The organism is Escherichia sp. WS568 (assembly GCF_046486085.1).
Lineage (GTDB): Bacteria > Pseudomonadota > Gammaproteobacteria > Enterobacterales > Enterobacteriaceae > Escherichia > Escherichia coli.
Genome location: NZ_JBJQMC010000006.1, coordinates 118,715 through 132,990, shown reverse-complemented (window position 1 = coordinate 132,990; position 14,276 = coordinate 118,715). Strand labels below are relative to the sequence as shown.

The 14,276-nt window shown below is 52.6% G+C and carries 13 protein-coding genes; 12 read left to right on the top strand and 1 reads right to left on the bottom strand.

Going from position 1 to position 14,276, the window contains the following annotated elements; translation table 11 throughout:
• Nucleotides 1-88 precede the first annotated feature (88 nt).
• The 5 genes from ftsY (at nucleotide 89) to livJ (ending at nucleotide 5,823) form a co-directional block, all read left to right on the top strand.
• Nucleotides 89-1,627, top strand: coding sequence for a signal recognition particle-docking protein FtsY (gene ftsY, locus ACJHWR_RS09045; protein ID WP_001040624.1), 1,539 nt, complete (start codon nucleotides 89-91; stop codon nucleotides 1,625-1,627).
• A 2-nt stretch (nucleotides 1,628-1,629) separates the two neighbouring features.
• Nucleotides 1,630-2,298: a cell division ATP-binding protein FtsE gene (ftsE, locus tag ACJHWR_RS09040; RefSeq protein ID WP_000617723.1), complete on the top strand. Its 669-nt coding sequence runs from the start codon at nucleotides 1,630-1,632 to the stop codon at nucleotides 2,296-2,298.
• Entirely contained in the window at nucleotides 2,291-3,349 is a 1,059-nt protein-coding gene (ftsX, locus tag ACJHWR_RS09035) for a permease-like cell division protein FtsX (RefSeq protein WP_001042003.1), read from the top strand. The genes ftsE and ftsX overlap by 8 nt, the downstream gene beginning before the upstream one ends.
• Before the next feature lie 244 nt (nucleotides 3,350-3,593).
• Nucleotides 3,594-4,448 (top strand): RNA polymerase sigma factor RpoH, encoded by an 855-nt coding sequence (gene rpoH / locus ACJHWR_RS09030; protein ID WP_000130217.1) that lies wholly within the window; start codon nucleotides 3,594-3,596, stop codon nucleotides 4,446-4,448.
• Nucleotides 4,449-4,719: 271 nt separating this feature from the next.
• A complete protein-coding gene (livJ, locus tag ACJHWR_RS09025; RefSeq protein WP_001021994.1) occupies nucleotides 4,720-5,823 on the top strand; it encodes a branched chain amino acid ABC transporter substrate-binding protein LivJ in 1,104 nt (367 codons plus the stop codon).
• A 187-nt stretch (nucleotides 5,824-6,010) separates the two neighbouring features.
• Here the strand turns inward: livJ and panM are convergent, their stop codons facing one another.
• Nucleotides 6,011-6,394 carry an aspartate 1-decarboxylase autocleavage activator PanM gene (gene panM / locus ACJHWR_RS09020; RefSeq protein ID WP_000778801.1) on the bottom strand — a complete coding sequence of 128 codons (384 nt, stop codon included), beginning with the start codon at nucleotides 6,392-6,394 and terminating at the stop codon, nucleotides 6,011-6,013.
• Nucleotides 6,395-6,817: 423 nt separating this feature from the next.
• Between panM and livK the strand changes: the two genes are divergently transcribed.
• From livK to ugpB, 7 genes are all read left to right on the top strand, one after another.
• Nucleotides 6,818-7,927 carry a high-affinity branched-chain amino acid ABC transporter substrate-binding protein LivK gene (gene livK / locus ACJHWR_RS09015; protein ID WP_012311903.1) on the top strand — a complete coding sequence of 370 codons (1,110 nt, stop codon included), beginning with the start codon at nucleotides 6,818-6,820 and terminating at the stop codon, nucleotides 7,925-7,927.
• A gap of 47 nt (nucleotides 7,928-7,974) precedes the next feature.
• Nucleotides 7,975-8,901, top strand: coding sequence for a high-affinity branched-chain amino acid ABC transporter permease LivH (gene livH / locus ACJHWR_RS09010; protein ID WP_001295097.1), 927 nt, complete (start codon nucleotides 7,975-7,977; stop codon nucleotides 8,899-8,901).
• Nucleotides 8,898-10,175: a branched chain amino acid ABC transporter permease LivM gene (gene livM, locus ACJHWR_RS09005; protein WP_000803815.1), complete on the top strand. Its 1,278-nt coding sequence runs from the start codon at nucleotides 8,898-8,900 to the stop codon at nucleotides 10,173-10,175. The genes livH and livM overlap by 4 nt, the downstream gene beginning before the upstream one ends.
• The gene (gene livG, locus ACJHWR_RS09000; protein ID WP_000082101.1) at nucleotides 10,172-10,939 is read left to right on the top strand and encodes a high-affinity branched-chain amino acid ABC transporter ATP-binding protein LivG; all 768 of its coding nucleotides are present in this window, start codon (nucleotides 10,172-10,174) and stop codon (nucleotides 10,937-10,939) included. The genes livM and livG overlap by 4 nt, the downstream gene beginning before the upstream one ends.
• A 1-nt stretch (nucleotide 10,940) precedes the next feature.
• A complete protein-coding gene (gene livF, locus ACJHWR_RS08995) occupies nucleotides 10,941-11,654 on the top strand; it encodes a high-affinity branched-chain amino acid ABC transporter ATP-binding protein LivF (protein ID WP_000416895.1) in 714 nt (237 codons plus the stop codon).
• A gap of 118 nt (nucleotides 11,655-11,772) precedes the next feature.
• On the top strand, nucleotides 11,773-12,519 hold the full coding sequence (locus tag ACJHWR_RS08990) for a tetratricopeptide repeat protein (RefSeq protein WP_000558843.1): 747 nt from the start codon (nucleotides 11,773-11,775) through the stop codon (nucleotides 12,517-12,519).
• Nucleotides 12,520-12,878: 359 nt separating this feature from the next.
• Nucleotides 12,879-14,195 (top strand): sn-glycerol-3-phosphate ABC transporter substrate-binding protein UgpB, encoded by a 1,317-nt coding sequence (gene ugpB, locus ACJHWR_RS08985; RefSeq protein WP_000803579.1) that lies wholly within the window; start codon nucleotides 12,879-12,881, stop codon nucleotides 14,193-14,195.
• The last annotated feature ends 81 nt before the right edge of the window (nucleotides 14,196-14,276 follow it).

Here is a 14,276-nt window from a genome sequence, read left to right as displayed (position 1 = left end):
GTGATAGACTATTTCATCATTTTTTTAGCTGCTATGTACATAGCGTTAACGCTGTGCCATGAAGCAACAGCGAGGAGTGTAGTCGCAAATGGCGAAAGAAAAAAAACGTGGCTTTTTTTCCTGGCTGGGCTTTGGTCAAAAAGAGCAGACCCCGGAAAAAGAGACAGAAGTTCAGAATGAACAACCAGTTGTAGAAGAAATCGTTCCGGCGCAAGAGCCTGTGAAGGCTTCTGAACAAACCGTTGAAGAGCAGCCGCAGGCGCATACTGAAGCCGAGGCGGAAACTTTTGCTGCCGACGTTGTGGAAGTTACTGAACAGGTTGCTGAAAGTGAAAAAGCGCAGCCTGAAGCTGTTGCTGAACCGGAAGTTATTACTGAGCCGGAAACGATAGTTGAAGAAACGCCAGCGTCAGTCATTGAACCTGAAGTTACGCCAGAGCCAGTGGCTATCGAGCGTGAAGAGCTGCCGTTGCCGGAAGACGTCAACGCCGAAGAGGTTTCGCCAGAAGAGTGGCAGGCTGAAGCGGAAACCCTAGAGATTGTCGAAGCGGCGGAAGAAGAAGCGGCTAAAGAAGACATCACCGACGAAGAGCTGGAAGCACAGGCGCTGGCTGCCGAAGCGGCAGAAGAGGCGGTAATGGTGGTTTCTCCGGCAGAAGAAGAGCAGCCGGTGGAAGAAATCGCTCAGGAGCAGGAAAAACCGACCAAAGAAGGTTTCTTCGCGCGCCTGAAACGCAGCCTGTTAAAAACCAAAGAAAATCTCGGTTCCGGATTTATCAGCCTGTTCCGCGGTAAAAAAATCGACGATGATCTGTTTGAAGAGCTGGAAGAACAGCTGTTGATCGCCGATGTGGGCGTGGAAACCACACGTAAAATTATCACCAATCTGACGGAAGGCGCATCCCGCAAGCAGCTTCGTGATGCCGAGGCGCTCTATGGCCTGCTGAAAGAAGAGATGGGCGAGATTCTGGCGAAAGTCGATGAGCCGCTGAATGTTGAAGGTAAAACGCCGTTCGTGATCCTGATGGTGGGCGTCAACGGTGTGGGTAAAACCACGACGATTGGTAAGCTGGCGCGTCAGTTTGAGCAGCAGGGTAAATCGGTGATGCTGGCGGCAGGCGATACTTTCCGTGCGGCAGCGGTTGAACAGCTTCAGGTCTGGGGTCAGCGCAACAATATTCCGGTGATTGCCCAGCATACCGGTGCGGATTCCGCTTCTGTTATCTTCGACGCCATTCAGGCCGCTAAAGCGCGTAACATCGACGTCCTGATTGCCGATACCGCCGGACGCCTGCAAAACAAATCGCACCTGATGGAAGAGTTGAAGAAAATCGTCCGCGTGATGAAGAAACTCGACGTTGAAGCTCCGCATGAAGTTATGCTGACTATTGATGCCAGCACCGGGCAGAATGCGGTAAGCCAGGCCAAACTGTTCCACGAAGCCGTTGGCTTAACCGGCATCACGCTAACGAAACTGGACGGCACGGCGAAAGGCGGGGTAATTTTCTCGGTGGCTGACCAGTTTGGTATCCCTATCCGCTACATTGGTGTCGGCGAACGTATTGAGGATTTGCGTCCGTTTAAGGCGGACGACTTTATAGAGGCACTTTTTGCCCGAGAGGATTAACAATGATTCGCTTTGAACATGTCAGCAAGGCTTATCTCGGTGGGAGACAGGCGCTGCAGGGCGTTACGTTCCATATGCAGCCGGGTGAGATGGCGTTTCTGACCGGTCATTCCGGCGCAGGGAAAAGTACCCTCCTGAAGCTGATCTGTGGGATTGAGCGGCCCAGCGCCGGGAAAATCTGGTTTAGCGGCCATGACATCACGCGTCTGAAAAACCGTGAAGTTCCGTTTCTGCGCCGCCAGATTGGCATGATTTTCCAGGATCACCATCTACTGATGGACCGTACTGTCTACGATAATGTGGCGATCCCGCTGATTATCGCCGGTGCCAGCGGTGACGATATTCGTCGCCGGGTGTCGGCGGCACTGGATAAAGTCGGGCTACTGGACAAAGCGAAGAACTTTCCTATTCAGCTTTCCGGCGGTGAACAACAACGTGTTGGCATTGCCCGCGCGGTGGTGAACAAGCCTGCGGTACTGCTGGCGGATGAACCGACCGGTAACCTGGACGACGCGTTGTCGGAAGGCATTTTACGTCTGTTTGAAGAGTTTAACCGCGTTGGGGTAACCGTATTGATGGCAACGCACGACATCAACCTGATCTCGCGGCGTTCCTATCGCATGCTCACCCTGAGCGATGGTCACTTGCATGGAGGCGTGGGCCATGAATAAGCGCGATGCAATCAATCATATTCGGCAGTTTGGCGGGCGTCTGGATCGCTTCCGTAAATCGGTCGGCGGCTCTGGCGACGGCGGTCGTAACGCGCCAAAACGGGCGAAATCCTCGCCAAAACCGGTAAATCGCAAAACCAACGTTTTCAACGAACAGGTGCGCTATGCCTTCCACGGCGCATTGCAGGATCTGAAAAGCAAACCGTTCGCCACGTTTTTAACGGTGATGGTTATCGCCATCTCCCTGACGCTGCCCAGCGTCTGTTATATGGTGTACAAAAACGTTAACCAGGCGGCGACGCAATATTATCCGTCACCGCAAATCACTGTTTATCTGCAAAAAACGCTGGACGATGACGCCGCTGCGGGCGTGGTGGCACAGTTGCAGGCCGAGCAAGGCGTGGAGAAAGTGAATTATCTTTCTCGTGAAGACGCACTGGGCGAGTTCCGTAACTGGTCTGGTTTTGGTGGTGCGCTGGATATGCTGGAAGAAAACCCGCTTCCGGCAGTGGCGGTGGTGATCCCGAAACTCGATTTTCAGGGGACGGAATCACTGAATACGCTGCGTGATCGTATCACCCAGATCAACGGCATTGACGAAGTGCGGATGGATGACAGCTGGTTTGCCCGTCTGGCGGCGTTAACCGGGCTGGTCGGGCGCGTTTCCGCGATGATCGGCGTGTTGATGGTGGCAGCAGTGTTCCTCGTCATCGGTAACAGTGTGCGCCTGAGTATCTTTGCTCGCCGTGACTCCATTAACGTGCAGAAACTGATTGGTGCGACGGATGGTTTCATCCTGCGCCCGTTCCTATACGGAGGCGCATTGCTGGGATTTTCTGGCGCATTGTTGTCATTAATTTTGTCAGAAATTCTGGTGCTGCGATTGTCATCGGCGGTTGCGGAAGTGGCGCAGGTTTTCGGAACGAAGTTTGATATCAATGGTTTATCGTTCGATGAATGCCTGCTATTGCTGCTGGTATGCTCGATGATTGGCTGGGTGGCAGCGTGGCTTGCCACGGTACAACATTTACGCCACTTTACGCCTGAATAATAAAAGCGTGTTATACTCTTTCCCTGCAATGGGTTCCGTAGCAGGGAAAGAGACCCCGTTGTCTCTTCCCGGTATTTCATCTCTATGTCACATTTTGTGCGTAATTTATTCACAGCGTTGCATTGAACTTGTGGATAAAATCACTGTCTGATAAAACAGTGAATGATAACCTCGTTGCTCTTAAGCTCTGGCACAGTTGTTGCTACCACTGAAGCGCCAGAAGATATCGATTGAGAGGATTTGAATGACTGACAAAATGCAAAGTTTAGCTTTAGCCCCAGTTGGCAACCTGGATTCCTACATCCGGGCAGCTAACGCGTGGCCGATGTTGTCGGCTGACGAGGAGCGGGCGCTGGCTGAAAAGCTGCATTACCATGGCGATCTGGAAGCAGCTAAAACGCTGATCCTGTCTCACCTGCGGTTTGTTGTTCATATTGCTCGTAATTATGCGGGCTATGGCCTGCCACAGGCGGATTTGATTCAGGAAGGTAACATCGGCCTGATGAAAGCAGTGCGCCGTTTTAACCCGGAAGTGGGTGTGCGCCTGGTCTCCTTCGCCGTTCACTGGATCAAAGCAGAGATCCACGAATACGTTCTGCGCAACTGGCGTATCGTCAAAGTTGCGACCACCAAAGCGCAGCGCAAACTGTTCTTCAACCTGCGTAAAACCAAGCAGCGTCTGGGCTGGTTTAATCAGGATGAAGTCGAAATGGTGGCCCGTGAACTGGGCGTAACCAGCAAAGACGTACGTGAGATGGAATCGCGTATGGCGGCACAGGACATGACCTTTGACCTGTCTTCCGATGACGATTCCGACAGCCAGCCGATGGCTCCGGTGCTCTATCTGCAGGATAAATCATCTAACTTTGCTGACGGCATCGAAGATGATAACTGGGAAGAGCAGGCGGCAAACCGTCTGACCGACGCGATGCAAGGTCTGGACGAGCGTAGCCAGGATATCATCCGCGCGCGCTGGCTGGACGAAGACAACAAGTCCACGTTGCAGGAACTGGCTGACCGTTACGGTGTTTCCGCTGAGCGTGTGCGTCAGCTGGAAAAGAACGCGATGAAAAAATTGCGCGCTGCCATTGAAGCGTAATTTCCGCTATTAAGCAGAGAACCCTGGATGAGAGTCCGGGGTTTTTGTTTTTTGGGCCTCTACAATAATCAGTTTCCCCCTCCGGCAAAACGCCAATCCCCACGCAGATTGTTAATAAACTGTCAAAATAGCTATTCCAATATCATAAAAATGGGGTATGTTTTAGCAGAGTATGCTGCTAAAGCACGGGTGGCTACGTATAAAACGAAATAAAGTGCTGCACAACAACATCACAACACACGTAATAACCAGAAGAGTGGGGATTCTCAGGATGAACATAAAGGGTAAAGCGTTACTGGCAGGATGTATCGCGCTGGCATTCAGCAATATGGCTCTGGCAGAAGATATTAAAGTCGCCGTCGTAGGCGCAATGTCCGGTCCGGTGGCGCAGTACGGTGACCAGGAGTTTACTGGTGCTGAGCAGGCGGTTGCGGATATCAATGCTAAAGGTGGTATCAAAGGCAACAAACTGCAAATCGTGAAATATGACGATGCCTGTGACCCGAAACAGGCGGTTGCGGTGGCGAACAAAGTCGTTAACGACGGCATTAAATATGTGATTGGTCACCTCTGTTCTTCATCAACGCAGCCAGCGTCAGACATCTATGAAGATGAAGGCATTTTAATGATCACCCCAGCGGCAACCGCGCCAGAGCTGACCGCCCGTGGCTATCAGCTGATCCTGCGCACTACCGGCCTGGACTCCGACCAGGGGCCGACGGCGGCGAAATATATTCTTGAGAAAGTGAAACCGCAACGCATTGCTATCGTTCACGACAAACAGCAGTACGGCGAAGGTCTGGCGCGTGCGGTGCAGGACGGCCTGAAGAAAGGCAATGCTAACGTGGTGTTCTTTGATGGTATTACCGCTGGGGAAAAAGATTTCTCAACCCTGGTGGCGCGTCTGAAGAAAGAGAATATCGACTTCGTTTACTACGGTGGTTATCACCCGGAAATGGGGCAAATCCTGCGTCAGGCACGCGCGGCAGGGTTGAAAACTCAGTTTATGGGGCCGGAAGGTGTGGCTAACGTTTCGCTGTCTAACATTGCGGGCGAATCAGCGGAAGGGCTGCTGGTGACCAAGCCGAAGAACTACGATCAGGTTCCGGCGAACAAACCCATTGTTGATGCGATCAAAGCGAAAAAACAGGACCCAAGCGGCGCGTTCGTCTGGACCACCTACGCCGCGCTGCAATCTTTGCAAGCGGGGCTGAATCAGTCTGACGATCCGGCGGAGATCGCTAAATACCTGAAAGCGAACTCGGTTGATACGGTGATGGGGCCGCTTAGCTGGGATGAGAAAGGCGATCTGAAAGGCTTTGAGTTCGGCGTATTTGACTGGCACGCCAACGGCACGGCGACCGATGCGAAGTAATCATTAATCGGCAACTTTGGGTTGCCGCCAAATTGCTAATATCGAGTACGTTGCTTCATGCCGGATACGGCGTAAACGCCTTATCCGGCCTACAAGATTCAAAGAAATCAGTAAATTGCAGCACACATTGTAGGCCTGATAAGCGTAGCGCATCAGGCAATATCACTTGTGAAATCAAACTTGACGATTAACGCTTCTCCCAGCCACCCTGTTGTGCCGTAAATCCCAGTGCTCGCATAAACGCCGTCATCACGCCGCGATCTTCCACGCCAGCATCCGCCATCCACCAACATGAAACGCCAGGATTGGTACGCAAAACCTCTTCCAGCAGATATTGCCCCACACCGCGACGGCGGGTGACTTCCCGCACGCGCAGGGAATCCAGTGCCCCCTCAGTGCCGCTTAAGGTTACCCGCACGGCCGCGAGCAGGCGCTCGTTAAAACGCGCGGCGTAGATGCGGTGGTTATCGTCAACCTGTAAAGAGGAAGGGGAATATTCCGGCCAGATCTTTTGCAGGTCAATCCGGTCCTGGTCGCTAAAGTTTTCTAATCGAATGATGGTCAGCTTCATGGGGAACCCGTGTAAATCACAAAAGTGGAACCAGTGTAGCGAAATAATTTAATCGGAGGCTTTCTCTTTTTTATTTCTTTTGGCAGGTGATTAATTTTTTTTCAGCAATAATTACAAAGTTAAAACATTAGAGAATGAAAAATATCCAGCATAATCCCCTAAATGGTAGTGAATTATTCTGCCCTTTGTACCGTTATTTTATGCTGACAACGGCGCTCTTTTCTGTTTATCTATCAATAAATTCAGAATATTATCTGTTCTTAATCGACTGAAAAATAGGGATTTTAATCGCTATCATCACAAAATACTGCGCTAAACCCTTAATCAGACAGGTAAAAACAGTGCAGTATAAAAAAAGAACAGTCTGATTTGTTAACACATAAAAACAAAGCAACACAACATCACGAATGGGGATTTTTGACTATGAAACGGAATGCGAAAACTATCATCGCAGGGATGATTGCACTGACAATTTCACACACCGCTATGGCTGACGATATTAAAGTCGCCGTTGTCGGCGCGATGTCCGGCCCGATTGCCCAGTGGGGCGATATGGAATTTAACGGCGCGCGTCAGGCAATTAAAGACATTAATGCCAAAGGGGGAATTAAGGGCGATAAACTGGTTGGCGTGGAATATGACGACGCCTGCGACCCGAAACAAGCCGTTGCGGTCGCCAACAAAATCGTTAACGACGGCATTAAATACGTTATTGGTCATCTGTGTTCTTCTTCTACCCAACCTGCATCAGATATCTACGAAGACGAAGGTATTTTGATGATCTCGCCGGGGGCGACCAACCCGGAGCTGACCCAACGCGGTTATCAATACATCATGCGTACTGCCGGGCTGGATTCTTCCCAGGGGCCAACGGCGGCAAAATACATTGTTGAGACGGTGAAGCCCCAGCGCATCGCCATCATTCACGACAAACAACAGTATGGCGAAGGGCTGGCACGTTCGGTGCAGGACGGGCTGAAAGCGGCTAACGCCAACGTTGTCTTCTTCGACGGTATTACCGCGGGTGAGAAAGATTTCTCCGCGCTGATCGCCCGCCTGAAAAAAGAAAACATCGACTTCGTTTACTACGGCGGTTACTACCCGGAAATGGGGCAGATGCTGCGCCAGGCCCGTTCCGTTGGCCTGAAAACCCAGTTTATGGGGCCGGAAGGTGTGGGTAATGCGTCGTTGTCGAATATTGCTGGCGATGCTGCCGAAGGCATGTTGGTCACTATGCCAAAACGCTATGACCAGGATCCGGCAAATCAGGGCATCGTTGATGCGCTGAAAGCAGACAAGAAAGATCCGTCCGGGCCATATGTCTGGATCACTTACGCGGCGGTGCAATCTCTGGCGACTGCACTTGAGCGTACCGGCAGCGATGAGCCGCTGGCGCTGGTGAAAGATTTAAAAGCTAACGGTGCAAACACCGTAATTGGGCCGCTGAACTGGGATGAAAAAGGCGATCTTAAGGGATTTGATTTTGGTGTCTTCCAGTGGCACGCCGACGGTTCATCCACGGCAGCCAAGTGATCATCCCACTGCCCGTGAAAAACGGGCGGGTTTAGAAAGGTTACCTTATGTCTGAGCAGTTTTTGTATTTCTTGCAGCAGATGTTTAACGGCGTCACGCTGGGCAGTACCTACGCGCTGATAGCCATCGGCTACACCATGGTTTACGGCATTATCGGCATGATCAACTTCGCCCACGGCGAGGTTTACATGATTGGCAGCTACGTCTCCTTTATGATCATCGCTGCACTGATGATGCTGGGAATTGATACCGGCTGGCTGCTGGTGGCGGCGGGATTCGTTGGCGCAATCGTCATTGCCAGCGCCTACGGCTGGAGTATCGAACGGGTGGCCTATCGCCCGGTGCGTAACTCTAAGCGCCTGATTGCGCTTATTTCCGCAATCGGCATGTCTATCTTCCTGCAAAACTACGTCAGCCTGACCGAAGGTTCGCGCGACGTGGCGCTGCCGAGCCTGTTTAACGGTCAGTGGGTGGTAGGCCATAGCGAAAACTTCTCTGCCTCTATTACTACCATGCAGGCGGTTATCTGGATTGTTACTTTCCTCGCCATGCTGGCGCTGACGATTTTCATTCGCTATTCCCGTATGGGGCGAGCCTGCCGTGCCTGCGCGGAAGATCTGAAAATGGCGAGCCTGCTTGGCATCAACACCGACCGGGTGATTGCGCTGACCTTTGTGATTGGCGCGGCGATGGCGGCGGTGGCGGGTGTGCTGCTCGGTCAGTTCTACGGCGTAATTAACCCCTACATCGGCTTTATGGCCGGGATGAAAGCCTTTACCGCTGCGGTGCTCGGTGGGATTGGCAGCATTCCGGGAGCGATGATTGGCGGCCTGATTCTGGGGATTGCGGAGGCGCTCTCTTCTGCCTATCTGAGTACGGAATATAAAGATGTGGTCTCATTCGCCCTGCTGATTCTGGTGTTGCTGGTGATGCCGACCGGTATTCTGGGTCGCCCGGAGGTAGAGAAAGTATGAAACCGATGCATATTGCAATGGCGCTGCTCTCTGCCGCCATGTTCTTTGTGCTGGCGGGCGTCTTTATGGGCGTGCAACTGGAGCTGGATGGCACCAAACTGGTGGTCGACACGGCTTCAGAGATCCGTTGGCAGTGGGTGTTTATCGGCACGGCGGTGGTCTTTTTCTTCCAGCTTTTGCGACCGGCTTTCCAGAAAGGGCTAAAAAGCGTTTCCGGGCCGAAGTTTATTCTGCCCGCGATTGATGGCTCCACGGTGAAGCAAAAGCTGTTTCTCGTGGCGCTGCTGGTGCTTGCGGTGGCGTGGCCGTTTATGGTTTCACGTGGGACGGTGGATATCGCCACCCTGACCATGATCTACATTATTCTCGGTCTCGGGCTGAACGTGGTGGTAGGTCTTTCTGGTCTGCTGGTGCTGGGATACGGCGGTTTTTACGCTATCGGCGCTTACACTTTTGCGCTGCTCAATCACTATTACGGCTTGGGCTTCTGGACCTGTCTGCCGATTGCCGGGTTGATGGCGGCGGCGGCGGGCTTCCTGCTCGGTTTTCCGGTGCTGCGTCTGCGCGGTGACTATCTGGCGATCGTTACCCTCGGGTTCGGCGAAATCGTGCGCATATTGCTGCTCAATAACACCGAAATTACCGGCGGCCCGAACGGAATCAGTCAGATCCCGAAACCGACTTTCTTCGGCCTTGAGTTCAGCCGTACCGCCCGTGAAGGCGGCTGGGACACGTTCAGCAATTTCTTTGGCCTGAAATACGATCCCTCCGATCGCGTCATCTTCCTCTACCTGGTGGCGTTGCTGCTGGTGGTGTTAAGCCTGTTTGTCATTAACCGCCTGCTGCGGATGCCGCTGGGGCGTGCGTGGGAAGCGTTGCGTGAAGATGAAATCGCTTGTCGTTCGCTGGGCTTAAGCCCGCGTCGTATCAAGCTGACTGCCTTTACCATCAGCGCTGCGTTTGCCGGTTTTGCCGGAACGTTGTTTGCTGCGCGTCAGGGCTTTGTCAGCCCGGAATCCTTCACCTTTGCCGAATCGGCGTTTGTGCTGGCGATAGTGGTGCTCGGCGGTATGGGCTCGCAATTTGCGGTAATTCTGGCGGCAATTTTGCTGGTGGTGTCGCGCGAATTGATGCGTGATTTCAACGAATACAGCATGTTAATGCTTGGTGGTTTGATGGTGCTGATGATGATCTGGCGTCCGCAGGGCTTGCTGCCCATGACGCGCCCGCAACTCAAGCTGAAGAACGGCGCAGCGAAAGGAGAGCAGGCATGAGTCAGCCATTATTATCTGTTAACGGCTTGATGATGCGCTTCGGCGGCCTGCTGGCGGTGAACAACGTCAATCTTGAACTGTACCCGCAGGAGATCGTCTCGTTAATCGGCCCTAACGGTGCCGGAAAAACCACGGTCTTCAACTGCCTGACCGGATTCTATAAACCCACCGGCGGCACCATTTTACTGCGCGATCAGCATCTGGAAGGTTTACCGGGGCAGCAAATCGCCCGAATGGGCGTGGTGCGCACCTTCCAGCATGTGCGTCTGTTCCGTGAAATGACGGTAATTGAAAACCTGCTGGTGGCGCAGCATCAGCAACTGAAAACCGGGCTGTTCTCTGGCCTGTTGAAAACGCCTTCTTTCCGTCGCGCCCAGAGCGAAGCGCTCGACCGCGCCGCTACCTGGCTTGAGCGCATTGGTTTGTTGGAACACGCCAACCGTCAGGCGAGTAACCTGGCCTATGGCGACCAGCGTCGTCTGGAGATCGCCCGCTGCATGGTGACGCAGCCGGAGATTTTAATGCTCGACGAACCGGCAGCAGGACTTAACCCGAAAGAGACGAAAGAGCTGGATGAGCTGATTGCCGAACTGCGTAATCATCACAACACCACTATCTTGTTGATTGAACACGATATGAAGCTGGTGATGGGAATTTCAGACCGAATTTACGTGGTCAATCAGGGGACGCCGCTGGCAAACGGTACACCGGAGCAGATCCGTAATAACCCGGACGTGATCCGTGCCTATTTAGGTGAGGCATAAGATGGAAAAAGTCATGTTGTCCTTTGACAAAGTCAGCGCCCACTACGGCAAAATCCAGGCGCTGCATGAGGTGAGCCTGCATATCAATCAGGGCGAGATTGTCACCCTCATTGGCGCGAACGGGGCGGGGAAAACCACCTTGCTCGGCACGTTATGCGGCGATCCGCGCGCCACCAGTGGGCGAATTGTGTTTGATGATAAAGACATTACCGACTGGCAGACAGCGAAAATCATGCGCGAAGCGGTGGCGATTGTTCCGGAAGGGCGTCGTGTTTTCTCGCGGATGACGGTGGAAGAGAACCTGGCAATGGGCGGCTTTTTTGCCGAACGCGACCAGTTCCAGGAACGCATAAAGTGGGTGTATGAACTGTTTCCGCGTCTCCATGAACGCCGTGTTCAGCGGGCGGGCACCATGTCCGGCGGTGAGCAGCAGATGCTGGCGATTGGGCGCGCGCTGATGAGCAACCCGCGTTTGTTGTTGCTTGATGAGCCATCGCTCGGGCTGGCACCGATTATCATCCAGCAAATTTTCGACACCATCGAACAACTGCGCGAGCAGGGGATGACCATCTTCCTCGTCGAGCAGAACGCCAACCAGGCGCTGAAGCTCGCTGATCGCGGCTACGTGCTGGAAAACGGTCATGTGGTGCTCTCCGATACTGGTGATGCACTACTGGCGAATGAAGCGGTGAGAAGTGCGTATTTAGGCGGGTAAATTATCAATAACCCGGCAGCTAAGTTCTGCCGGGTTATTCGTCCGTATACAGACTTGTTTCAACAGACCGGGAGGATTAAAACCAGACCACTTATTTGCCACGGAAAGGTTTGCTCCCATGCATTATGCCGTTGTTGTCATGCTTGAACTGCTTTGCTGTATTCACGCTTACCGTACCGGACAAGAGCGGTACTGGATTTTTATCATTTTCTGTTTTCCGGTGATTGGCTGCGTGGCGTATTTCGTCATAGTGATGTTGCCTGAAACGGGCGCTGACCGTCACGGGCATACTTTGCTGATGCGCCTGCAGGACAAACTCAACCCTGAGCGCCACCTGCGCAAATTAACCGAAGAACTGGCGATTGCCGAGACGAATCAAAACCATTATGCGTTGGCTAATGAACTGGTGTGTCTGGGGCGTTATCACGAAGCTGTTCCCCATTATCAGCAGGCGTTAAGCGGGATATTCGTCCATGAAGCGGCAATGATGCTAAGCCTGGCGCAGGCGCAGTTTGCCATTCAGGAGTTCGCCGCCTGTCAGCAGACGCTGGAAGATGTGATGCGTTATAACCCCGATTTTCAGTCGGCAGACGGGCATTTGTTATTTGCCAGAGCGTTAGCCGCACAAGAAAAATACGCTGATGCGGAAAGCGAGTTTGAGGTGTTGATTTCTTATTACTCCGGCCCGCAGGCGCGTATTTACTATGCGGAAATGTTGGCGAAAATGAGTCGGTTACGTGAAGCCAACGAGCAGTATATTGCTGTGGTTGATACGGCTAAACGTTCAAAACCACATTATAGAAAACACCACCGGGAATGGATTAAGACCGCCAATGAACGGCTGAAGCAGAGTGTGGTGCAATGAAAATCTTCTTTGCCGTTAGACCAGTGTCGCGGCAATCTTTTGTTAAAATTGAAAAATGTAGCTCTCATCGGGCAGCAAAACTGGACGCAGAATTTGCTGCCATTTTTGCTCTTCATGGTAAGGAGTTCTGGCGATTAGCTGGCCGTTAATCGCCTCTTTTCAGTGCATTCTCGGGATATCCGTGCCCCATCTCCCATTTTCCCTCACCCGTACCGTCACCGCCTTGTCATCTTTCTGACACCTTACTATCTTAAAAATGTAACAAAATAGTTATTTTTCTGTAATTCGAGCATGTCATGTTACCCCGCGAGCATAAAACGCGTGAATTCGCGCATTCGGTACAACAAGAGAGATAATCAATGAAACCGTTACGTTATACAGCTTCAGCACTGGCGCTCGGACTGGCTTTAATGGCAAATGCGCAGGCAGCGACGACCATTCCGTTCTGGCATTCTATGGAAGGGGAACTGGGTAAAGAGGTGGATTCTCTGGCCCAACGTTTTAACGCCGAAAACCCGGATTACAAAATTGTACCGACCTATAAAGGCAACTACGAACAGAATTTAAGCGCGGGGATTGCCGCATTTCGTACCGGCAACGCTCCGGCTATTTTGCAGGTTTATGAAGTTGGCACCGCCACCATGATGGCGTCGAAAGCCATTAAACCGGTATATGACGTGTTTAAAGAGGCGGGGATTCAGTTCGATGAGTCGCAGTTTGTGCCGACGGTTTCAGGCTACTACTCCGACAGCAAAACTGGGCACTTACTCTCCCAGCCGTTCAACAGCTCGACTCCCGTTCTCTATTACAACAAAGACGCCTTCAAGAAAGCCGGTTTAGACCCGGAACAGCCGCCGAAAACCTGGCAGGATCTGGCGGACTATGCCGCGAAACTGAAAGCCTCCGGTATGAAGTGCGGCTACGCCAGCGGCTGGCAGGGCTGGATCCAACTGGAAAACTTTAGCGCCTGGAACGGTCTGCCGTTTGCCAGCAAAAACAACGGCTTTGACGGCACAGACGCGGTGCTGGAGTTCAACAAGCCGGAGCAGGTGAAACACATCGCTATGCTCGAAGAGATGAACAAGAAGGGCGATTTCAGCTACGTCGGGCGTAAGGATGAATCCACCGAGAAGTTCTATAACGGTGATTGCGCGATGACGACCGCCTCTTCCGGTTCTCTTGCCAACATTCGCGAGTACGCCAAATTTAACTATGGCGTAGGCATGATGCCTTACGATGCCGATGCGAAAGACGCGCCGCAAAACGCCATTATCGGCGGAGCCAGTCTATGGGTAATGCAGGGTAAAGATAAAGAAACCTACACCGGCGTGGCGAAGTTCCTCGACTTCCTCGCAAAGCCAGAAAACGCTGCCGAGTGGCATCAGAAAACCGGCTATCTGCCAATCACTAAAGCGGCGTATGACCTGACCCGTGAGCAGGGCTTTTACGAGAAAAACCCAGGAGCGGATATTGCCACGCGTCAGATGCTGAACAAGCCACCGTTGCCGTTCACCAAAGGTTTGCGTCTGGGCAACATGCCGCAGATCCGCGTGATTGTGGATGAAGAGCTGGAGAGCGTGTGGACCGGTAAGAAGACACCACAGCAGGCGCTGGATACTGCCGTTGAGCGTGGGAACCAGTTACTGCGCCGCTTTGAGAAATCGACGAAGTCTTAATCAGTGTAATGTCGGATGCGTTTCGCTTATCTGACCTGGCATCGCGTGTAGGCCGGATAAGCGAAGCGCATCCGGCACAGT

Coding starts and splice junctions, on each gene's coding strand:
- livF (WP_000416895.1), top strand. CDS start 10,941: ATGGAAAAAGTCATGTTGTCCTTTGACAAAGTCAGCGCCCACTACGGC.
- livJ (WP_001021994.1), top strand. CDS start 4,720: ATGAACATAAAGGGTAAAGCGTTACTGGCAGGATGTATCGCGCTGGCA.
- ACJHWR_RS08990 (WP_000558843.1), top strand. CDS start 11,773: ATGCATTATGCCGTTGTTGTCATGCTTGAACTGCTTTGCTGTATTCAC.
- rpoH (WP_000130217.1), top strand. CDS start 3,594: ATGACTGACAAAATGCAAAGTTTAGCTTTAGCCCCAGTTGGCAACCTG.
- panM (WP_000778801.1), bottom strand. CDS start 6,394: ATGAAGCTGACCATCATTCGATTAGAAAACTTTAGCGACCAGGACCGG.
- ftsX (WP_001042003.1), top strand. CDS start 2,291: ATGAATAAGCGCGATGCAATCAATCATATTCGGCAGTTTGGCGGGCGT.
- livK (WP_012311903.1), top strand. CDS start 6,818: ATGAAACGGAATGCGAAAACTATCATCGCAGGGATGATTGCACTGACA.
- livM (WP_000803815.1), top strand. CDS start 8,898: ATGAAACCGATGCATATTGCAATGGCGCTGCTCTCTGCCGCCATGTTC.
- ftsY (WP_001040624.1), top strand. CDS start 89: ATGGCGAAAGAAAAAAAACGTGGCTTTTTTTCCTGGCTGGGCTTTGGT.
- ftsE (WP_000617723.1), top strand. CDS start 1,630: ATGATTCGCTTTGAACATGTCAGCAAGGCTTATCTCGGTGGGAGACAG.
- ugpB (WP_000803579.1), top strand. CDS start 12,879: ATGAAACCGTTACGTTATACAGCTTCAGCACTGGCGCTCGGACTGGCT.
- livH (WP_001295097.1), top strand. CDS start 7,975: ATGTCTGAGCAGTTTTTGTATTTCTTGCAGCAGATGTTTAACGGCGTC.
- livG (WP_000082101.1), top strand. CDS start 10,172: ATGAGTCAGCCATTATTATCTGTTAACGGCTTGATGATGCGCTTCGGC.